This window comes from Terrabacter terrigena (genome assembly GCF_042676085.1).
GTDB lineage: Bacteria > Actinomycetota > Actinomycetes > Actinomycetales > Dermatophilaceae > Terrabacter > Terrabacter terrigena.
Map to the genome: position 1 here is coordinate 26,036 of NZ_JBHTKH010000024.1, position 19,791 is coordinate 45,826.

General features: G+C 72.1%; 17 protein-coding genes. 16 read left to right on the forward strand and 1 reads right to left on the reverse strand.

Annotation, left to right across the window (positions count from 1 at the left end; translation table 11 throughout):
• Positions 1–59 precede the first annotated feature (59 nt).
• The 6 genes from ACFQ2V_RS20610 to ACFQ2V_RS20635 all read left to right on the forward strand — a co-directional run bounded on the left by ACFQ2V_RS20610 (position 60) and on the right by ACFQ2V_RS20635 (position 6,263).
• The gene (locus ACFQ2V_RS20610; RefSeq protein WP_386054821.1) at positions 60–1,298 is read left to right on the forward strand and encodes a DUF6986 family protein; all 1,239 of its coding nucleotides are present in this window, start codon (positions 60–62) and stop codon (positions 1,296–1,298) included.
• A gap of 223 nt (positions 1,299–1,521) precedes the next feature.
• Positions 1,522–2,436, forward strand: coding sequence for a factor-independent urate hydroxylase (pucL, locus tag ACFQ2V_RS20615; protein ID WP_386054822.1), 915 nt, complete (start codon positions 1,522–1,524; stop codon positions 2,434–2,436).
• Between the two features lie 10 nt (positions 2,437–2,446).
• Positions 2,447–4,384: a 2-oxo-4-hydroxy-4-carboxy-5-ureidoimidazoline decarboxylase gene (gene uraD / locus ACFQ2V_RS20620; RefSeq protein WP_386054823.1), complete on the forward strand. Its 1,938-nt coding sequence runs from the start codon at positions 2,447–2,449 to the stop codon at positions 4,382–4,384.
• On the forward strand, positions 4,381–4,884 hold the full coding sequence (uraD, locus tag ACFQ2V_RS20625; protein WP_386054824.1) for a 2-oxo-4-hydroxy-4-carboxy-5-ureidoimidazoline decarboxylase: 504 nt from the start codon (positions 4,381–4,383) through the stop codon (positions 4,882–4,884). Before uraD (ACFQ2V_RS20620) ends, uraD (ACFQ2V_RS20625) begins: the two co-directional genes overlap by 4 nt.
• Entirely contained in the window at positions 4,884–5,210 is a 327-nt protein-coding gene (gene uraH / locus ACFQ2V_RS20630) for a hydroxyisourate hydrolase (RefSeq protein WP_386054825.1), read from the forward strand. Before uraD (ACFQ2V_RS20625) ends, uraH begins: the two co-directional genes overlap by 1 nt.
• A 219-nt stretch (positions 5,211–5,429) precedes the next feature.
• Entirely contained in the window at positions 5,430–6,263 is an 834-nt protein-coding gene (locus ACFQ2V_RS20635; protein ID WP_386054826.1) for a hydroxypyruvate isomerase family protein, read from the forward strand.
• Here ACFQ2V_RS20635 and ACFQ2V_RS20640 read toward each other — a convergent pair.
• Positions 6,246–6,389, reverse strand: coding sequence for a hypothetical protein (locus ACFQ2V_RS20640; RefSeq protein ID WP_386054837.1), 144 nt, complete (start codon positions 6,387–6,389; stop codon positions 6,246–6,248). The genes ACFQ2V_RS20635 and ACFQ2V_RS20640 overlap by 18 nt on opposite strands.
• On the opposite strand from ACFQ2V_RS20640, the gene ACFQ2V_RS20645 reads away from it, so the two are divergent.
• From ACFQ2V_RS20645 to ACFQ2V_RS20690, 10 genes are all read left to right on the forward strand, one after another.
• Positions 6,364–7,272, forward strand: a complete 909-nt coding sequence (locus ACFQ2V_RS20645; protein ID WP_386054836.1) for a 2-hydroxy-3-oxopropionate reductase — start codon at positions 6,364–6,366, stop codon at positions 7,270–7,272. The genes ACFQ2V_RS20640 and ACFQ2V_RS20645 overlap by 26 nt on opposite strands.
• A gap of 51 nt (positions 7,273–7,323) precedes the next feature.
• Positions 7,324–9,102, forward strand: coding sequence for a glyoxylate carboligase (gcl, locus tag ACFQ2V_RS20650; protein ID WP_386054827.1), 1,779 nt, complete (start codon positions 7,324–7,326; stop codon positions 9,100–9,102).
• Between the two features lie 10 nt (positions 9,103–9,112).
• Complete coding sequence (locus tag ACFQ2V_RS20655; protein ID WP_386054828.1) at positions 9,113–10,252, forward strand: glycerate kinase; 1,140 nt, start codon at positions 9,113–9,115, stop codon at positions 10,250–10,252.
• Positions 10,249–11,178 carry a fumarylacetoacetate hydrolase family protein gene (locus ACFQ2V_RS20660; protein ID WP_386054829.1) on the forward strand — a complete coding sequence of 310 codons (930 nt, stop codon included), beginning with the start codon at positions 10,249–10,251 and terminating at the stop codon, positions 11,176–11,178. The genes ACFQ2V_RS20655 and ACFQ2V_RS20660 overlap by 4 nt, the downstream gene beginning before the upstream one ends.
• Entirely contained in the window at positions 11,160–12,530 is a 1,371-nt protein-coding gene (allB, locus tag ACFQ2V_RS20665) for an allantoinase AllB (protein ID WP_386054830.1), read from the forward strand. Before ACFQ2V_RS20660 ends, allB begins: the two co-directional genes overlap by 19 nt.
• The gene (locus ACFQ2V_RS20670) at positions 12,527–13,366 is read left to right on the forward strand and encodes a bifunctional allantoicase/(S)-ureidoglycine aminohydrolase (protein WP_386054831.1); all 840 of its coding nucleotides are present in this window, start codon (positions 12,527–12,529) and stop codon (positions 13,364–13,366) included. Before allB ends, ACFQ2V_RS20670 begins: the two co-directional genes overlap by 4 nt.
• Before the next feature lie 194 nt (positions 13,367–13,560).
• A complete protein-coding gene (locus ACFQ2V_RS20675; RefSeq protein ID WP_386054832.1) occupies positions 13,561–15,099 on the forward strand; it encodes a xanthine dehydrogenase small subunit in 1,539 nt (512 codons plus the stop codon).
• Positions 15,096–17,582, forward strand: a complete 2,487-nt coding sequence (gene xdhB / locus ACFQ2V_RS20680) for a xanthine dehydrogenase molybdopterin binding subunit (protein WP_386054833.1) — start codon at positions 15,096–15,098, stop codon at positions 17,580–17,582. Before ACFQ2V_RS20675 ends, xdhB begins: the two co-directional genes overlap by 4 nt.
• The gene (xdhC, locus tag ACFQ2V_RS20685) at positions 17,579–18,427 is read left to right on the forward strand and encodes a xanthine dehydrogenase accessory protein XdhC (protein WP_386054834.1); all 849 of its coding nucleotides are present in this window, start codon (positions 17,579–17,581) and stop codon (positions 18,425–18,427) included. Before xdhB ends, xdhC begins: the two co-directional genes overlap by 4 nt.
• Positions 18,424–19,713, forward strand: coding sequence for a guanine deaminase (locus tag ACFQ2V_RS20690; RefSeq protein ID WP_386054835.1), 1,290 nt, complete (start codon positions 18,424–18,426; stop codon positions 19,711–19,713). The genes xdhC and ACFQ2V_RS20690 overlap by 4 nt, the downstream gene beginning before the upstream one ends.
• Positions 19,714–19,791: the final 78 nt, after the last annotated feature.

A 19,791-nucleotide genomic window follows, 5' to 3' on the forward strand; every position in this document is an offset into this window, starting at 1 on the left:
TGACTTCCGCATTGCAGAAGTTAGCATCCGCTATACAGAATTCTGCAAAGGAGCAGTCCATGCCCGACCTTGACCTGCCCACCGTCGTCGACGCGCTCGGAACGGAGCTCGACGGGCTCCTGCACGAGGCCGACGAGGCGCTCGCACGGGACTTCCCGGGCCCGCGCGCCGGACGCCAGCCCGTGCACACGGTCTACGTACCGGCGCACCGGTTCGAGCCGGACCTGGCCGCGGCCTGGGGCGCCGCTGCCCTCCAGGCCATCGACTCCGACGCCGAGGCCTTCGCCCGCATCGCCGGTGACTCCGCCACGGTCGAGGCGGTCCGCCAGAAGCTCGTCTCCGAGCCCGTCGAGGACCTTCGCATCGACTTCGAGGACGGCTTCGGCAACCACCCCGACCCCGAGGAGGACGCCGCCGTCGACCGCGCCGCGGCACTGTTGCGCGAGGCCGTCGCGGCGAGGTGCGCACCACCGTTCACCGGCATCCGCTTCAAGTCGTTCGAGGCTTCGACGCGACACCGGGGGCTGCGCACCCTGGCCCGGTTCCTCTCGGTCCTCGCCGTCGACGGCGCCCTGCCGGACGGCTTCGTCGTCACTCTGCCCAAGGTCACGAGCGTCGCCCAGGTCGAGGCCATGGCCGTCGCGCTGACGCGGCTCGAGGCGACCGTCGGGCTCACCGCACGCGTCGGCTTCGAGATCCAGGTCGAGACGCCGCAGGCCGTCCTGGGGCCCGACGGCACCGCGCTCGTGGCCCGCATGGTGCACGCCGCCGAGGGCCGGTGCACCGGCCTGCACTACGGGACGTACGACTACTCGGCCTCGCTGGGCATCGCCGCCCACCACCAGTCCATGGACCACCCCGCCGCGGACCACGCGAAGGCCGTCATGCAGGTGGCTGCGGCCGAGACCGGGGTCCGCGTGTCCGACGGATCCACCAACGTGCTGCCCGTCGGCTCGCCCGAGGCCGTCGCCTCGGCGTGGAGCCTGCACCACCGCCTCGTCGGGCGATCGCTCGCGCGCGGCTTCTACCAGGGCTGGGACCTGCACCCGGCCCAGCTCCCCACCCGTTACGCCGCGACGTTCTCCTTCTACCGCAACGCCTTCGACGGCGCGGCCCCCCGGCTCGCCGCCTACCTGAACCAACGGGACTCCGCGTTCATGGACGAGCCTGCGACCGCCCGCGCCCTTGCCGACGTCGTGCTGCGCGGGGTCGACTGCGGCGCGGTCGACGAGCAGGAGGCGCTCGAGCGCTGCGCTGCCGACGGCGCGACCCTGGCGCGCCTGGCCCGCCGAGCCTGACCGACGGCAGCCCTGTGCGACCGGGTCGCGAGACGACCACCCGTCGACGGTTGACGGTCGCCGTAAGCCTTCCTATCCTTCCATTATTCGATAACTTGCTTCCACATCATGGAAACAAAGACATGCGTTGATCAACGCACCATCGCGACCGCGACAACGGCACCCTGTTGGGAACGACAGCCTCGCGTACAGAACCGCCTCGCATCGACAACGGAGTTGAACCATGAGCATCGTTCTGGGACCGAACCAGTACGGAAAGGCCGAGAATCGCGTCGTCCGCATCACGCGCGACACGGCCAGGCACGAGATCACCGACCTCAACGTGTCGACGTCCCTGCGCGGCGACTTCGCCGACGCACACGTCACGGGTGACCAGTCCAAGATCCTGCCGACCGACACGCAGAAGAACACCGCCTTCGCCTACGCGAAGAAGCACGGCGTCTCCTCCCCGGAGGACTACGCCCTGGCCCTCGCCGGCCGCTTCCTCGACGCCACCCCGGCCGCGACGAGCGCTCGCATCGAGGTCGAGCAGTACGCCTGGGACCGCATCCCCGTCGGGGAGTCCGGCCACGACCACGCGTTCGTCCGCCGTGGCGGCGACACGCGCACCACTGTCGTCACGCTGGAGCGTGGCGCCGAGGGTGCGGCCCCGACCCCGCACGTCATCTCCGGCCTCAAGGACCTCGTCGTCCTCAAGTCCACCGGCTCGGAGTTCAAGGGCTACCTGCGTGACGAGTACACGACGCTCGCCGAGGCCGACGACCGCATCCTCGCGACGTCGCTCGTCGCCCGGTGGCGCCACACGAGCACCGACGTCGACTGGAACAAGACCTACGACAGCGTCCGGGACACGCTGCTCGAGCTCTTCGCCACGACCTACAGCCGCGCCCTGCAGGAGACCCTGCACCTCATGGGCCAGGCCGTCCTCGAACGCCACCCCGACATCGCGGAGATCCGCTTCTCGGCACCGAACAAGCACCACTTCCTCGTCGACTTCTCCGCCTTCCCGGACGTCGACAACCACGGCGAGGTCTTCATCGCCGCCGACCGTCCGTACGGGCTCATCGAGGCGACCGTCCTGCGCGACGACGCCCCCGCCGCCCCCGAGGCCTGGCTCGCCACGCCGGGCTTCTGCTGAGGAGCCAGCCATGAGTGCGACCGCCACGACCGAGCGCCCCCGCAGGTCCCGCCACCCCGTCGACGAGGTGCTGCCCGCACCGAGGCTCTTCGTCTACGGCTTCCAGCACGTCCTCGCCTTCTACGCCGGCGCGGTCATCGTGCCGATCCTCCTCGCGAGCGCCATCGACCTGAGCACCGAGGAGCTCATCCACCTCATCAACGCCGACCTGTTCACGTGCGGCATCGCCTCGATCATCCAGTCGATCGGCTTCTGGAAGGTCGGCGTGCGGCTGCCGCTCCTGCAGGGCGTGACCTTCACGGCGGTCTCCCCGATGATCGCCATCGGCCTGGCCGCCGGCGGCGGCACCGACGGCCTGCTCGTCATCTACGGCGCCGTCATCGTCGCGGGGCTCTTCACGTTCTTCATCGCCCCGTACTTCAGCCGCCTCATCCGGTTCTTCCCGCCGGTCGTCACCGGCACCGTCATCACGATCATCGGCATCGCCCTGCTTCCCGTCGCCGCGGCTGATGCCGTCGGCGGCGCGGGGCCGACGCTCGACCCCCCGAGCGGGCGCAACATGGCGTACGCCTTGGGCACCCTCGCGCTCATCGTCGTCATCCAGCGCGTCTTCAAGGGCTTCATGGCCACGGTCGCCGTGCTCGTCGGCCTCGTCGCCGGCACGCTCGTGGCGTGGGCGCTCGGCGACGCGCACTTCGACAGCGTCTCGGGCTCGAGCTGGTTCGGCGTGACGACGCCGTTCTACTTCGGCTGGCCGAAGTTCTCGGTCGCCGCCATCGTCTCCATGGTCGTCGTCATGCTCATCACCGCGGTCGAGACCACGGGCGACGTCTTCGCCACGGGCGAGATCGTCGAGAAGCGCATCGAGCGCGACGACATCGCGCGCGCCCTGCGCGCCGACGGTCTCGCGACGACCATCGGTGGCGTGCTCAACTCCTTCCCCTACACGTGTTTCGCCGAGAACGTCGGGCTCGTGCGGCTGACGCGGGTCAAGTCCCGCTACGTCGTGGCGATGGCCGGCGCGATCATGATCGTCATCGGTCTCATCCCGAAGGCCGGGGCGATCGTCGCAGGCATCCCGCACCCTGTTCTCGGCGGCGCGGCGCTCGCCATGTTCGCGACCGTGGCGGTCGTCGGCATCCAGACCCTGTCGCGGGTCGACTTCCACGACCACCGCAACGTCGTCATCGTCGGCACGAGCGTGGGCCTGGCCATGTACGTCACCGCCCAGCCGGACGTCGCCAAGGCGGTGCCGGAGTGGGCCCAGATCATCCTCGGCTCGGGCATCACGCTCGGGAGCATCACGGCGATCCTGCTCAACCTCGTGTTCCACCACGTCGGCCGCCGTCGTGGCCCGGCCGTCGCCGGCACGCCCGGCTCGCTGATCCGCCTCAGCGACATCAACGCCATGACGCGAGAGCAGTTCGTCGACACGTTCAGCGGGCTGTTCCAGGGGCCCACGTGGGTCGTCGAGCGGGCCTTCGACCAGCGGCCCTTCCGCGACACCAGGGACCTGCGGCAGGCCTTCCAGGAGGCTCTCTTCTCGGCCACCACCGAGGAGCAGCTGCTGCTCGTCAACGCCTACCCCGACCTCGGCGCCGAGGCCGTGGCAGGGGGCGACGAGGGCGAGGGCTCGCTCCGCGACCAGGCCTCGCTCGGGCTGACTCGTCTCGACGAGCGCAGCCACGACGAGCTCTCCGAGCTCAACCACGAGTACCGCGACAGGTTCGGGTTCCCGCTCGTGACGTGCGTGCGAGACCGCGACTCGTACGCCCAGGTCCTGCGCCACGGCTGGGAGCGGCTCAACAACTCGCCCAGCCAGGAGCACGCGGCCGCGCTCGTCGAGATCTCCAAGATCGCCGCCTACCGCTTCGACGACCTCGTCGCCGACGCCAACCCGATCCACAGCGCGCGCCAGCGCATCGTCGACGTGGACCAGATGGCATGAGCACGACCACCGCCCTGGCTGAGTTCAACGACGCAGCGCCCGAGGACCTCCGACCACGGCTGCACGCCTGCCTCGGCGTCGACCGATGGGTCGAGGAGGTCCTCGGGGGGAGGCCGTATGCCGACCGCGACGCCATGCTCGCGGCCGCCGACCGTGCTGCGCGCACGCTCGACGACGCCGAGCTCGCGTCCGCGCTGGCCGGCCACCCACGCATCGGGGAGCGCGCGAGTGCACCGGAGCACGACGCCGCGCAGTCGGCGAGGGAGCAGGCGGGTGTCGACTCCGGTGACGCCGAGGTGGCCAGGGCCCTCGCCGCTGGCAACGCGGCCTACGAGAAGCGGTTCGACCGCGTCTTCCTCATCCGCGCCGCCGGGCGGTCGGCGGCCGAGATCCTGGCCGAGCTGCGCCGGCGCCTCGACAATGACACCGACACCGAACGCGCCGAGACGGTCGACCAGCTGCGCCAGATCGCGCTGCTGCGGCTGGAGGGAGTCCTCTGATGGGAACGCTGAGCACCCACGTGCTCGACACCAGTGCCGGGCGCCCGGCGGAGGGCATCGCGGTCGCCCTGCGCGACCACCGGGGAAGGGTCCTCGACCAGGGTGAGACCGACACCGACGGGCGCATCGGCGCGATCGGTCCAGAGCGGCTTGCACCCGGCGACTACTCGCTGCGCTTCGACACCGCGGCGTACTTCACGGGATCCGGCACCACGGGCTTCTACCCCGAGGTGACGATCGCCTTCACGATCGCCGACGCCGGCCAGCACTACCACGTGCCACTGCTGCTCAACCCGTTCGGCTACTCGACGTATCGCGGCAGCTGACCACGCACACGTCCACGCCGACCCGAGGGGCCACCGCCGACAACGGCGGCGGCCCCTCATGCGTGTCAGACGAATCCTGCTGACGCTCAAGGCATTCCGGCAGCCAGCGCAACTGCCCAGTCGCTGAGACGGCGCCCCGCAGCCCTTGACCGCAGGGCTCAGCGGTCCCTACTCTTTTGCAGAACGGAATATGTTTTCCACTATTCGGAAGAGTGAACGATGTCGATCCTGACCCACCACCACGGCCTCCGCTACCTGGCGAACTGCTCCATGCTCTTCACCGAGCTGCCCCTGCTCGAGCGCCCCGCGGCCGCCCGCGCCGCCGGCTTCGACACGATCGAGCTGTGGTGGCCCTGGCCCGAGCAGCCGGTGCCGGCCGACCGCGACGTCGACGCGCTCGTGACCGCCGTGCAGGACGCCGGAGTGCGGCTCGCCGGCCTCAACTTCTTCGCCGGCGACCTGGCCGGGCCCGACTGCGGCGTGCTGTCGATCCCCGCGCGGTCGCAGCAGTTCCGCGACAACGTCGAGGTCACCCTCGGCATCGGCGAGCAGCTCGGCACTCGCGCCTTCAACGCGCTCTTCGGCAACCGCGTCGACGAGTCCTCTCCCGAGGAGCAGGACGCCCTCGGTCGCGAGAACCTGGCGTTCGCCGCCCGGGCCGCCGAGCGCATCGGCGCCACCGTCCTCGTCGAGCCCGTGAGCGGCCCCAAGCCCTACCCGCTGCGCACCGCCGCCGACGCCGTCTCGGTCGTCGACGACGTGCGCGCCGCCGGCGCACCCAACATCGGCTTCCTGCTCGACCTCTTCCACCTCGCCAACAACGGCGACGACCCGGAGGCGGCCATCGCGGCATTCGGCGACCACATCACCCACGTCCAGGTCGCGGACTGGCCCGGTCGCGGTGAGCCCGGCAGCGGCGGCCTCGACCTCGACGGCCTCCTCGCCCGGGTCGCGGCCACAGGCTACGGCGGCTTCGTCGGACTCGAGTACAAGCCGACCACGACCACTCTCGAGAGCCTGTCCGCCTTCGGCGCGCTACCCGCCGCCACCTGAACCGAGCCATCCGATGACGGCGCCACGGACACCGCGGCACCAGCCGGCGCCGGGCCACCACCAGCGCCACCAGCGCCACCAGCGCCACCAGAACGACCACATCCCCACCTCGAAGGAGACCGACATGTCCACCATCGCCTTCATCGGCCTCGGCATCATGGGCAGCCCGATGTCCGTGCACCTCGCCCGCGCGGGCCACGACGTCGTCGGCTACAACCTGACGCCCGACCGCTACGGCCCCCTCGAGGAGGCCGGCGGCCGGGGCAGCGGCTCGATCGCCGAGGCCGTCAAGGCCGCCGACGTCGTCGCCGTCATGGTTCCCGACTCCCCCGACGTCCAGGCCGTCCTGCTCGGCGACGACGGCGTCTTCGCCAACGCGCAGCCCGGCACGCTCGTGATCGACTTCTCCTCGATCCGGCCCGACGTCACGGCCGAGCTCGCGAAGGAGGCCGCGACCAAGGGCTTCCGCCTGCTCGACGCCCCCGTGTCCGGTGGGGAGGCGGGTGCCGTCAACGCCGCCCTCTCGATCATGGTCGGCGGTTCGGCGGACGACTTCGCCGAGGCCCAGCCGATCCTCGAGGTCGTCGGCGGCACGGTCGTGCACGTCGGCGGCAACGGCGCCGGCCAGACCGTCAAGGCGGCGAACCAGCTCATCGTCGCGGCCAACATCGAAGCGCTCGCCGAGGCCGTCGTCTTCCTCAAGGCGTACGACGTGGACATCGACGCGGCCCTCACCGTGCTCGGCGGCGGCCTCGCGGGCTCGAAGGTGCTCGACCAGAAGCGCGGCAACATGCTCGAGGAGTCCTTCGCCCCCGGCTTCCGGATCGACCTGCACCACAAGGACATGGCCATCGTCAGCTCGGCCGCTCGCGAGGCCGGGGTCGTGCTCCCCCTCGGCAACCTCGTGGCCACCCTGATGGCCGCGGCACGCGCCAACGGCGACGGCGGCCTCGACCACTCCGGCCTGCTCCGCGGCGTCCAGCGCCTCTCCGGACAGCCCACCCACTGACCCCCACCGACCTACCGCGCCCACCCGGGCGCCCCACGCAAGGACACGAACATGGCACGCATGACTGCAGCGCAGGCCGCGGTGGAGATCCTGAAGAAGGAGGGCATCACCAACGTCTTCGGCCTGCCCGGCGCCGCGATCAACCCGTTCTACAAGGCGATGCAGACCCAGGGGGGCCTGCACCACACGCTCGCCAGGCACGTCGAGGGCGCCTCGCACATGGCCGAGGGCTGGACCCGGGCGAGGGCCGGCAACATCGGCGTCTGCATCGGCACGAGCGGCCCGGCCGGCACCGACATGATCACCGGGCTCTACTCCGCGAGCGCCGACTCGATCCCGATCCTGTGCATCACCGGCCAGGCGCCGGTCGCCAAGCTGCACAAGGAGGACTTCCAGGCCGTCGACATCGCCTCGATCGCCAAGCCGCTGACGAAGATGGCCGTCACCGTGCTCGAGCCGGCCCAGGTGCCTGGCACGTTCCAGCAGGCCTTCCACCTCATGCGGTCCGGCCGTCCGGGACCCGTCCTCATCGACCTGCCGATCGACGTCCAGATGACCGAGATCGAGTTCGACGTCGAGACCTACGAGCCGCTCCCGGTCTACAAGCCGGCGGCGACCCGGGCGCAGGTCGACAAGGCGCTCGACATGCTCCAGTCGTCCGAGCGGCCGCTCATCGTCGCGGGCGGCGGCATCATCAACGCAGACGCCGCCGACCTGCTCGTCGAGCTCGCCGAGCTGACCGGTGTCCCCGTCGTGCCGACCCTCATGGGCTGGGGCACGATCCCCGACGACCACGAGCTCAACGCGGGCATGGTCGGGCTGCAGACGAGCCACCGCTACGGCAACGCCACGATGCTCGCCTCCGACTTCGTCCTCGGCATCGGCAACCGGTGGGCCAACCGTCACACCGGTGACGTCGAGACGTACACGGCCGGGCGCACGTTCGTGCACGTCGACATCGAGCCGACCCAGATCGGGCGCGTCTTCGCCCCCGACTTCGGCATCGTGTCGGACGCGAAGGCCGCCCTCGAGCTCTTCGTCGAGTCCGCCCGCGAGCGTCGTGACGCCGGGGCGCTGGCCAACCGCGCGGACTGGGCCGGTGAGTGCGCCGAGCGCAAGCGCACCCTGTGGCGCAAGACGAACTTCGACGCCGTGCCGATCAAGCCGCAGCGGGTCTACCAGGAGATGAACACGGCCTTCGGCAGGGACGTGCGCTACGTCAGCACGATCGGGCTGTCGCAGATCCAGGCCGCGCAGCTGCTCCACGTCTACGGTCCGCGTCACTGGATCAACGCCGGTCAGGCCGGTCCTCTCGGCTGGACCGTCCCGGCCGCGCTCGGTGTCGCCACGGCCGACCCCGACTCGACCGTCGTCGCACTGTCGGGCGACTACGACTTCCAGTTCATGATCGAGGAGCTGGCAGTCGGGGCGCAGTTCAACATCCCCTACATCCACGTGCTCGTGAACAACGCGTACCTCGGTCTCATCCGCCAGGCGCAGCGCGGCTTCGACATGGACTACTGCGTGCAGCTGTCGTTCGACAACATCAACGCTCCTGAGGTGAACGGCTACGGCGTCGACCACGTCAAGGTCGCAGAAGGCTTGGGCTGCAAGGCAATTCGGGTGACGGAGCCGGATGGTATCCGACCTGCGCTCGAGCAGGCGAAGAAGCTGCTCGTCGAGCACCGCGTGCCGGTGATCGTCGAGGTGATCCTCGAGCGTGTCACGAACGTGTCGATGGGCACCTCCATCGCCAACGTGACCGAGTTCGAGGAGCTCGCCTCGAGCGACCTCGACGCGCCGACCGCCCTCTACGCCAACCTCGACTGAGGAGTCCCCCGTGCCCCGCGTCGTCATCGCACCGGACAAGTTCCGGGGCTCACTCACCGCCTCGGCCGTGGCCGGGCACCTGGCCCGCGGCCTGTGTGCCGCCGTGCCCGGTGTCGAGGTCGTCCTCGCCCCCGTCGCCGACGGGGGCGAGGGCACGGTGGAGGCGGCCGTCGCGGCCGGCTTCGAGCGCATCCCTGCCGTGGCGACCGGCCCGACGGGCGAGCCCGTCGAGACGTCGTGGGCCCGGCGAGGGGCCGACGCCGTCGTCGAGCTCGCGGCGGTCAGCGGTCTCGACCTGCTGCCCGGCGGGGCGCCTGCGCCGCTGACGGCGACGAGCCGCGGCACGGGCGAGCTCGTCAACGCCGCTCTCGACGCGGGGTGCGTGCGGGTCGTCGTCGGCATCGGCGGCAGCGCGTGCACCGACGGTGGGGCGGGCCTGCTCCGCGCCCTCGGCCTGCGAACGCTCGACCGCGACGGGCACCCCGTGGTCGAAGGTGGCGCGGCCCTCGTCGACGCCGATCGCGTCGACCTCAAGGGTCTCGACCCACGCCTGGGCGACGTCGACCTCGTCGTCGCCTGCGACGTCGACAACCCGCTCACAGGACCGTCCGGCGCGGCACACGTCTACGGCCCCCAGAAGGGCGCGTCCGCCGACGACGTCGCCCGGCTCGACGGCGCGCTCGGCCACTGGGCCGACCTCGTGGCGGCGGCGACGGGCGTCGACCGCCGTGACGCACCCGGGGCAGGCGCCGCCGGGGGCGTCGGGTTCGGACTGCTCGCGGTCGCCGGGGCCGGCACCCGGCCCGGGGCCGACATCGTCTTCGAGCTGACCGGCCTGGCCCGGGCCGTGGCCGGCGCCGACCTCGTCATCACCGGTGAGGGCTCGTTCGACGCCCAGTCGCTCAGAGGCAAGGCACCCACCGCCGTCGCCCGCGTCGCCCATGAGCAGGGCGTGCCGGTCGTCGCCGTGGTCGGCCGCTGCCTCGTCGACGCCGCCGACGCCGAGCTCGCGGGGTTCGACTGCGTCCTCACCACCACGGAGGAGGCCGGATCGGTCGAGGCGTCTCTCGCCGACCCCGGCCCGGCCCTCGAACGCATCGGGGAGCGCCTCGGCACCCAGCTCGCCGAGCGGCTCGGAGCATCCCGATGAGGCTGGCACGCGTCGGCCGGCCGAGCGCCGAGCGCCCGGTCGCCGAGGCACCGGACGGGGCGCTCCTCGACCTCTCGCCCCTGACCGAGGACATCGACGCAGACTTCCTCGAACGGCTCACGGCCAGCGGGGGCGCCTTCGTCGGCGAGGCCATGCGGGCCGGCGCCCTGCCACCACTGGCGACGTCCGCAGCCACCCGCTTCGGACCACCCGTCGCGCGGCCGGGCAAGGTCGTCGGCATCGGGCTGAACTACCGCTGCCACGCCGCCGCGATCGGCGCCCGCGAGCCGGCCGACCCGGTCGTCTTCCTCAAGGCCTCCACGTCGGTGTGCGGGCCCGACGACACGGTTCACCTGCTCCCGGGTTCCACGACGACCGACCACGAGGTCGAGCTCGCCGTGGTCGTCGGTCGCGTCCTGCGCCGCGCCTCGACCGACGAGGCCATCCACGCAGTCGCCGGCTACGCGCTGGCCGACGACCTCACCGACCGCACGCTCCAGCTCGGCGGCGCCGCCACCTGGGCCCCGGGCAAGTCCGCCGACACGTACTGCCCTCTCGGCCCCTGGCTCGTGCTCCCCGAAGCGATGCCGGCTCCGGACGGATCCGGGGTTCGGCTCACGCTCACCGTCAACGACGAGCGGCGGCAGGACGGCTGGACCGACCACATGGTCCACGACGTCGCGACGTGCCTCGCCCACGTGAGCACCCTCATGACGCTCGAGCCGGGCGACGTCGTCATCACCGGCACGCCGGCGGGGGTCGCGATGGCTGCCGCCGAGCCGCGCCCGTACCTGCGCCACGGCGACGTCGTCCGGGCCGACGGCGGCGCGCTGGGGCGGCAACGCTCCCCGATCGCGGCCACACGGCATACGGTCGGACACGAGACCACGACGAAGGAGTCGGCCGCATGGCTCTCGACACGCTGATCCGCGCCGCCCGCGCCGTCGTCGACGGCGCCGAGACGGCCGCGCTCGTCGGCGTGCGCGACGGTCGCATCGCCGTCGTCCGCACGGGCGCCACGCTCGCGTCGGCCGCCGAGGCCGTCACTCCCCTCGAGCTCGACGCCGCCGTGGTCGTCGACCTCGCCGACGACGAGGTGCTCCTGCCCGGGCTCGTCGACACGCACGTCCACGTCAACGAGCCCGGCCGCACGGAGTGGGAGGGCTTCGCGAGCGCCACCCGGGCTGCGGCCCGTGGTGGCGTGACGACGATCGTCGACATGCCACTCAACTCGGTGCCGCCGACGACGACGCTCGAGGCCCTGCGCACGAAGCAGGACGCCGCCCGCGGCCAGGCCTGGGTCGACGTCGGCTTCTGGGGCGGTGCGATTCCCGGTAACGTGCCAGACCTCGAGCCGCTCCACGCCGCAGGGGTTTTCGGCTTCAAGTGCTTCCTGCTCCACTCCGGCGTCGACGAGTTCCCGGCCCTCGATCCCGAGGCCTTCGCCGAGGCAATGTCCGAGACGGCGCGCCTCGACGCCCTCATGATCGTGCACGCCGAGGACGCCCACACGATCGACCACGCCCCGCCGTCCGACGGGCGCGCCTACGTCGGCTTCCTCCGCTCCCGGCCGCGCGCGGCCGAGGACCTCGCCGTCGCCCGGGTCGTCGAACAGGCCCGCCGCACCGGCGGACGCGCGCACGTGCTCCACCTGTCCAGCTCCGACGCGATCACGACGATCCACGCCGCCCGCGCCGACGGCGTACGCCTCAGCGTCGAGACGTGCCCGCACTACCTCACCTTCACGGCCGAGGACGTGCCCGACGGCGCGACCGAGTTCAAGTGCTGCCCGCCCATCCGCGAGTCGTCGAACCGCGAACGCCTGTGGCAGGGCCTCGTCGAGGGCGACATCGACCTCGTCGTCACCGACCACTCGCCGTGCACGGCCGACCTCAAGGCCCTCGACACCGGCGACTTCGGCACGGCCTGGGGCGGGATCGCCGGGCTCCAGCTCGGCCTCGCGGCCACGTGGAGCGGTGCGCGCGCCCGCGGGCTGGGGCTGCCCGACGTCGTCCGCTGGATGGCCGAGGCCCCCGCCCTGCAGGTCGGGCTCGAGCGCAAGGGACGCATCGCCGTCGGTGCCGACGCCGACCTCGCGGCGTTCGCGCCCGACGAGACCTTCGTCGTCGACCCCGGCGCCCTCGAGCACCGCAACCCCGTGTCCGCGTACGCCGGGCGCAGCCTCACCGGCGTCGTCCGCCGCACGTGGCTCGCCGGCACCCCCGTCGACCTCGACGCCGGCCCGCGTGGCCGGCTCGTCCGCAGAGGAGAGGCATGAGCACCCCCCGCTACTACGCCCCCAAGGGCGGCCTGCCCGCCCAGACCGACCTCACGACCGACCGCGCCGTCTTCACCGAGGCGTATGCCGTCCTCCCACGCGGGACGATGCGCGACATCGTCACCAGCGCCCTCCCCTTCTGGGAACGCACCCGCACGTGGGTCATCGCCCGCCCACTCTCCGGATTCGCCGAGACGTTCTCGCAGTACATCGTCGAGGTGTCACCCGGCGGGGGCAGCGACCGGCCCGAGCCCGACCCGTCTGCCGAGGGGGTGCTCTTCGTCGTCGAGGGATCTGCGCGGCTGACCGTCGAGGGGGCCGACCACCCGCTGCGCCCGGGCAGCTACGCCTACCTCCCGGCCGGGTCGGGCTGGTCGCTCGCGGTCGACGGCGAGGCCGACGGTCCGGCGCGCTTCCACTGGATCCGCAAGGCGTACGAGCCCGTCGACGGCATCGACGCACCCGAACCGTTCGTCACCCACGAGGACGACGTCGACGCGGCCGAGATGCCCGGTACCGAGGGGCGCTGGAGCACGAAGCGCTTCGTCGACCCGCTCGACGTGCGCCACGACATGCACGTGACGATCGTCGGCTTCGAGCCCGGCGGCGTCATCCCCTTCCCCGAGACGCACGTCATGGAGCACGGCCTCTACGTGCTCGAGGGCAAGGCGGTCTACCTGCTCAACAACGACTGGGTGGAGGTGCAGGCGGGCGACTTCATGTGGCTGCGCGCCTTCTGCCCGCAGGCCTGCTACGCGGGCGGCCCCGGCAGGTTCCGCTACCTGCTCTACAAGGACGTCAACCGGCACGCGAAGCTGTCACGCCAGTTTCTCTGATCGGAACAACTAGTCCACATCGCGGAAAAGAAGGAGCCTGAACCCTTCCTCTGGCACGCCCTCGCGCGTACCATCGATGCAGCGCCCGACCGCTGTTCGGCATGGATAACCAGCGGCTCGGTTCACTCCCAACCATGCGGCCGACCCACCCGGGCCGGTCCGAACGGTGCACGACGCACCACGAGGAGTAGACGATGGCGTCACTGTCTCCCGCCACACCGGCGGCACCCACGGCACCGGCCACCACGACCGGCGCACCAGGCATCACCGTGAACGGTCGCACGGTCGACCTCACGGGCGTCCCCGCCTGGACGAGCGCCCTCGACGTGCTCCGCGAGAACGGCCTCACCGGGGCGAAGGAGGGGTGCGCCGAGGGCGAGTGCGGCGCGTGCTCCGTCCTCGTCGCCCGTCCTGCCACCGACGGTGCCGCGGGCACCACGACGTGGACGGCCATCAACGCGTGCCTCATCCCCGCCGCCTCGCTCGACGGCCAGGAGGTCGTCACGGCCGAGGGGCTCGGCACGCCCGAGCACCTGCACCCCGTCCAGTCCGAGATGGCCGTCCGCGGTGGGTCGCAGTGCGGCTACTGCACGCCGGGCTTCGTCTGCAGCATGGCCGCGGAGTACTACCGACCCGGACGCAGCGACGCGCTCGACGACGACCACGACCACGACGACCACGACGAGCACGACCACGAGCACGACCACGGTCCCAACGGCTTCGACCTGCACGCGCTGTCGGGCAACCTCTGCCGCTGCACCGGCTACCGCCCGATCCGCGACGCCGCGTACGCCCTCGGCGAGCCCGGGCACGACGACGCCCTCGCGCAGCGGCGCGACCGCCCCGCCCCCGAGCCGGTCGCCACCCGGGTCGCCGCAGCCGGGGGCTCGTACGCCCGGGCCGCCGACGCCGCCGACCTCTTCGGCCTGCTCGCCGAGCACCCCGACGCCGTCCTCGTCGCCGGCTCGACCGACTGGGGCGTCGACGTCAACCTCAAGGCGGCCCGGGCGCCGTTCGTCGTCGGCATCGACCGGGTGCCCGAGCTGCGCACCCTCGAGATCGGCGACTCGTCGGTCGAGATCGGCGCCGCCCTCACCCTGTCCGAGGTCGAGGCTCGACTCTCTGGCCGTGTGCCCCTGCTCGGCCAGCTCTTCCCGCAGTTCGCCTCGCGGCTCATCCGCAACGGCGCGACCATCGGCGGCAACCTCGGCACCGGTTCGCCCATCGGCGACACGCCCCCCGCCCTGCTCGCACTCGAGGCGGCTGTCGTGCTCGCCTCGGCCGAGGGTGAGCGAGACGTCCCCCTGGTCGACTACTTCACCGGCTACCGGCAGACGGTGAGACGCCCCGGCGAGATCATCCGCGCCGTGCGGATCCCCTTGCCGCTGAGTCCGATCGCCGCGTTCCACAAGATCGCCAAGCGCCGCTTCGACGACATCAGCAGCGTCGCCGTCGGCTTCGCCGTCACCGTCGACGGCGGCACCGTCACCAAGGCCCGCATCGGCCTCGGCGGCGTCGCGGCCACACCGATCCGCGCCTTCGAGACCGAGGCCGCCCTCGAGGGACGCGCGTGGACCAAGCCGGTGGTCCGCGAGGCGGCCGCGGTCATGCGCCGCGAGGGCACGCCCATGGACGACCACCGCGCGAGCGCGGCCTACCGCAGCGCCATGCTCGGCAGCGCCCTGCTCAAGCTCCATTCCGCGACAGCCACCCGGCAGGAGGTGGGGGCATGAGCACCCTGTCCGACCGACCCGACCGCGCCGTCGTCGGCGAGGCCCTCCCGCACGAGTCGGCAGCCCTGCACGTCACGGGTGCCGCGCTCTACACCGACGACCTCGTCGGGCGCACCGCGGGTTGCCTCCACGCGTACCCCGTGCAGGCACCGTACGCCCGCGCCACCGTCACCGCGATGCGCGTCGAGCCCGCGTACGCCGTCCCGGGCGTCGTGCGCGTGCTCACCGCCGCCGACGTGCCCGGCGTCAACGACGCCGGGGTCAAGCACGACGAGCCCCTCTTCCCCACCGAGGTCATGTTCGTCGGCCACGCCGTCGCCTGGGTGCTCGGCGAGACGCTCGAGGCCGCCCGGCTCGGCGCCGCGGCCGTCCAGGTCGACTACGTCGAGCACCCGGCCCTCGTCACGGTGCGCGAGGCCATCGCGGCAGAGGCGTTCCAGGGCGCGCGGCCGCACATGGAGCGGGGTGACGTCGAGGCCGGGCTGGCCCGCTCGACCCACGTCTTCAGCGGCGAGTTCGAGTTCTCCGGCCAGGAGCACTTCTACCTCGAGACCCACTGCGCCCTGGCGCTCGTCGACGAGAACGGCCAGGTGTTCGCGCAGTCGAGCACCCAGCACCCGAGCGAGACGCAGGAGATCATCGCGCACGTTCTCGGGCTGCCGAGCCACGCCGTCACGGTGCAGTGCCTGCGCATGGGTGGCGGCTTCGGCGGCAAGGAGATGCAGCCGCACGGGCTGGCCGCGATCGCCGCCCTCGGCGCCACGCTCACCGGACGTCCGGTTCGGCTGCGGCTCAACCGGACCCAAGACCTCACGATGACCGGCAAGCGGCACGGCTTCCACGCCCAGTGGCGCGTCGGCTTCGACTCCGACGGCCGGCTGCAGGCTCTCGACGCGACCCTGACGGCCGACGGCGGCTGGAGCCTCGACCTGTCGGAGCCGGTGCTCGCACGCGCCCTGTGCCACATCGACAACGCGTACTGGGTCCCCGACGTCCGGGTCAACGGCCGCATCGCGAAGACGAACAAGACGTCGCAGACCGCGTTCCGCGGGTTCGGCGGGCCCCAGGGCATGCTCGTCATGGAGGATCTCCTCGGCCGCTGCGCGCCACTCCTCGGCCTCGACCCGGTCGAGCTGCGCCGCCGCAACTTCTACGTCGAGGGGCAGTCGACGCCGTACGGCCAGCCCGTGCGCCACCCCGAGCGCATCGTCGCCGCGTGGGAGGGCGTCCTCACGACGGGCGAGGTCGGGCGCCGCCGCGCAGAGATCGCCGCCTTCAACGCGAGCCACGACGACGTCAAGCGCGCCCTCGCCGTGACACCCGTGAAGTTCGGCATCTCGTTCAACCTCACCGCCTTCAACCAGGCCGGCGCCCTCGTGCACGTCTACAAGGACGGCTCGGTGCTCATCAACCACGGTGGCACCGAGATGGGCCAGGGGCTGCACACGAAGATGCTGCAGGTGGCCGCGACGACTCTCGGCATCCCGCTCAGCCGCGTCCGTCTCGCTCCCACACGCACCGACAAGGTGCCGAACACGTCTGCGACTGCAGCGAGCTCGGGCGCCGACCTCAACGGTGGCGCGGTGAAGAACGCGTGCGAGCAGATCAAGGAGCGCCTCACCGCAGTGGCCGCAGGACGCCTCGGAGTGCACCCCAACGACGTGCGCTTCGTCGACGGCCGGGTGCGCGGGCTCGGCGACGCCGGCGAGTCGGTCGGCTGGGACGAGCTCGTCGGGCAGGCGTACTTCCAGCGCGTGCAGCTCTGGGCCGCGGGCTTCTACCGCACGGAGGGGCTGCACTGGGACTCCTCGCGCATGCAGGGCTCGCCCTTCAAGTACTTCGCCTACGGCGTCGCTGCCACCGAGGTCGAGGTCGACGGGTTCACCGGGGCCTACGCGACGCGTCGGGTCGACATCGTCCACGACGTCGGCGAGAGCCTGTCACCGCTCGTCGACATCGGCCAGATCGAGGGCGGGTTCGTCCAGGGCGCGGGGTGGCTCACCCTCGAGGACCTTCGCTGGGACGAGTCCGACCGGCCCTCGCGCGGCCGCCTGGCGACCCAGGCGGCGAGCACCTACAAGCTGCCGTCCTTCTCCGAGATGCCGGAGGAGTTCAACGTCTCACTGCTCGAGCACGCGCACGAGGACGGCGTCGTCTACGGCTCCAAGGCCGTCGGCGAGCCACCCTTGATGCTCGCCTTCTCGGTGCGCGAGGCTCTGCGCGAGGCCGCTGCAGCCTTCGGCCCGGCCGGCGCGGCTGTCGACCTCGCCTCGCCCGCCACCCCCGAGGCGGTGTACTGGGCCGTCGAGTCGGCCCGCGCGCAGGCGGCCGACGAGCCGCTCGCACGTCGGGCCGGGCACGCCCACCTCGTCGTCGGCGGCAAGGGGGTCGAGCCCGAGCAGCCCGAGCCCGGGGCCCCGGTGCTCGAGCCCGAGTCCGAACGCGCGCTCGACAGCGCCGTCTCGGCAGGGGCCCGGCGATGAACTGGGTGCGCGCCGTCGAGGCGCTGCGTGAGCAGCGGCGTGCCGGCGTTCTCGTCACCGTGACCACGGTCCGCGGTCACGCACCGCGCGACGCCGGGGCCAAGATGGTCGTCGCCGCCGACACCGAGTGGGACACGGTCGGTGGCGGCAACCTCGAGGCCACCGCGGTGGCCCGGGCCCGCGAGCTGCTCGCGACCGGTGGCGCCACGCCCGAGACGCTGACGATGTCGCTGAGCGACAAGGCGCCGAGCGAGCACGGCCGGCAGTGCTGCGGTGGCGAGGTGACGCTGCTCCTCGAGCCGCTGCCCGTCGTACCCGCGGTCGCGATCTTCGGCGTCGGCCACGTCGGGCTCGAGCTCGCGCGCATCCTCGCCCGGCACGACATCGAGCTGCACCTCGTGGACTCGCGCGCCGAGCACGTGGAGCCCGCCAGGCTCACCTGTCTCTCCGACGCGGTTGCGCGTATCCACGTGCACCACTCCTCCGTGCCCGAGGTCGTGCTCGGCCAGGTGCCGCCGGGCACGCACGTCCTCGTCATGACCCACGACCACGCCGAGGACGCCGCGCTGTGCGACATGGCGCTGCGCTGCGCGCACCTCGGGTCCATCGGCCTCATCGGGTCGAGCGCCAAGTGGCGCCGGTTCGAGGTGCTCCTGCGGCGCGAGGGTCACGACGAGGCCGCCCTGGCCCGCATCACGACCCCGATCGGGATGCCGGAGATCACCGGCAAGGACCCCGCGACGATCGCCGTCAGCGTCGCTGCGCACCTCGTGACGCGCTTTCGCGCGGAGGTCGCAGGCGTCGAGGCGCGCGGCACCACCGCCACCGCGGAGGTGCGGGCATGACCCTCTTCCTCGGCACGTTCCTCGACACCCCCGACGCGAACGCACCTTCGGGCGTGCGGCTGCGCTCCGACACCGACACCGCCCTGCGCGTCGCCGACGGTGTCATCACCGCGCGGGGGCCGGCGGCAGACCTCCGGGCCGCCCACCCCGGCGACGAGGTCGTCGACCTGCGCGACGGGCTCGTGCTCCCCGGCCTCGTCGACACCCACGTCCACTTCCCACAGGTGCGGGCCATCGGTGCCCTCGGCATGCCCCTGCTGGAGTGGCTCGACCGGTGTGCGCTGCCGGAGGAGACACGCCTCGCCTCGGCCGACTACGCCAGGGCGGTCGCCGCGGAGTTCGTCGGCGGCCTCGTCGGCGCCGGCACGACCACGGCCCTCGTCTTCGGGTCGCACTTCGCGAGCGCGGTCGACGTGCTCTTCGAAGAGGTCGACCGGGTCGGGCTGCGCGTCACGTCGGGCCTCGTCGTCAGCGACCGCTCCCTACCCGAGCCGCTGCTCTCGACGCCTGACCGCACGTACGACGAGTCCGTCGCCCTCGCGCGGCGCTGGCACGGACGCGAGCGCACGAGGTATGCCGTGACGCCCCGCTTCTCGTACTCGGCGAGCGACGACCTCCTCGACGCCTGTGCCGCAGTCATGAAGGACGTCGCGGGCTCGTGGTTCACCTCGCACGTGAACGAGAACCAGGCCGAGGTCGCCGAGGTCGCCCAGCTGTTCGAGGAGGCCGAGGACTACGTCGACACCTACGACCGCCACGGCCTCGTGGGACCGCGCAGCGTGCTCGCCCACAACGTCCACGCCACCGACCGCGAGCTGAGTCTCCTTGCGTCGCAAGGCGCGTCAGTGGCGCACTGCCCGACGAGCAACGCGGCCCTCGGCAGCGGGCTGTTCCCGCTGCGGTCGCACACCGAGCACGGGGTACGCGTGGCGCTGGGTTCCGACGTGGGCGCCGGCACCGGCTTCTCCCTCTTCAAGGAGGGCCTGCAGGCGTACTTCATGCAGCAGCTGCTCGGGCCGGCCGGGCTCCCGCTCGCCTCGCCCGACCTGCTCTTCCTCGCGACCCGGGCCGGTGCGCTGGCGCTCGGTCTCGGCGACGAGGTCGGCGACCTGTCGGTCGGCCGGCAGTTCGACGCGGTCTGGGTGCGACCCCCCGTGGGTGACCCCCTGGACGTCGGCCTCCGCCACGCGTCGTGCGCCGAGGACGCGCTCGCCAAGGTGTTCGCCCTCGCGACGCCCGGCCACCTGGGCGGTGTCTGGGTGGGCGGAGACCGGGTGCGCGGCTAGCTGTGATGCCCAGTCACGTTGGTCGAGTCAGTGTGACGACACGATCTGACCTTCATGGCAGATGAAGACCTCCCGGTG

Bases quoted from the DNA above. Each gene is read 5' to 3' on its own strand.
- ACFQ2V_RS20635 (WP_386054826.1), top strand. From the start codon at position 5,430: ATGTCGATCCTGACCCACCACCACGGCCTCCGCTACCTGGCGAACTGC.
- ACFQ2V_RS20670 (WP_386054831.1), top strand. From the start codon at position 12,527: ATGAGCACCCCCCGCTACTACGCCCCCAAGGGCGGCCTGCCCGCCCAG.
- ACFQ2V_RS20690 (WP_386054835.1), top strand. From the start codon at position 18,424: ATGACCCTCTTCCTCGGCACGTTCCTCGACACCCCCGACGCGAACGCA.
- ACFQ2V_RS20610 (WP_386054821.1), top strand. From the start codon at position 60: ATGCCCGACCTTGACCTGCCCACCGTCGTCGACGCGCTCGGAACGGAG.
- uraH (WP_386054825.1), top strand. From the start codon at position 4,884: ATGGGAACGCTGAGCACCCACGTGCTCGACACCAGTGCCGGGCGCCCG.
- ACFQ2V_RS20640 (WP_386054837.1), bottom strand. From the start codon at position 6,389: ATGTCGGTCTCCTTCGAGGTGGGGATGTGGTCGTTCTGGTGGCGCTGG.
- xdhB (WP_386054833.1), top strand. From the start codon at position 15,096: ATGAGCACCCTGTCCGACCGACCCGACCGCGCCGTCGTCGGCGAGGCC.
- pucL (WP_386054822.1), top strand. From the start codon at position 1,522: ATGAGCATCGTTCTGGGACCGAACCAGTACGGAAAGGCCGAGAATCGC.
- gcl (WP_386054827.1), top strand. From the start codon at position 7,324: ATGGCACGCATGACTGCAGCGCAGGCCGCGGTGGAGATCCTGAAGAAG.
- xdhC (WP_386054834.1), top strand. From the start codon at position 17,579: ATGAACTGGGTGCGCGCCGTCGAGGCGCTGCGTGAGCAGCGGCGTGCC.
- allB (WP_386054830.1), top strand. From the start codon at position 11,160: ATGGCTCTCGACACGCTGATCCGCGCCGCCCGCGCCGTCGTCGACGGC.
- ACFQ2V_RS20675 (WP_386054832.1), top strand. From the start codon at position 13,561: ATGGCGTCACTGTCTCCCGCCACACCGGCGGCACCCACGGCACCGGCC.
- uraD (WP_386054824.1), top strand. From the start codon at position 4,381: ATGAGCACGACCACCGCCCTGGCTGAGTTCAACGACGCAGCGCCCGAG.
- uraD (WP_386054823.1), top strand. From the start codon at position 2,447: ATGAGTGCGACCGCCACGACCGAGCGCCCCCGCAGGTCCCGCCACCCC.
- ACFQ2V_RS20660 (WP_386054829.1), top strand. From the start codon at position 10,249: ATGAGGCTGGCACGCGTCGGCCGGCCGAGCGCCGAGCGCCCGGTCGCC.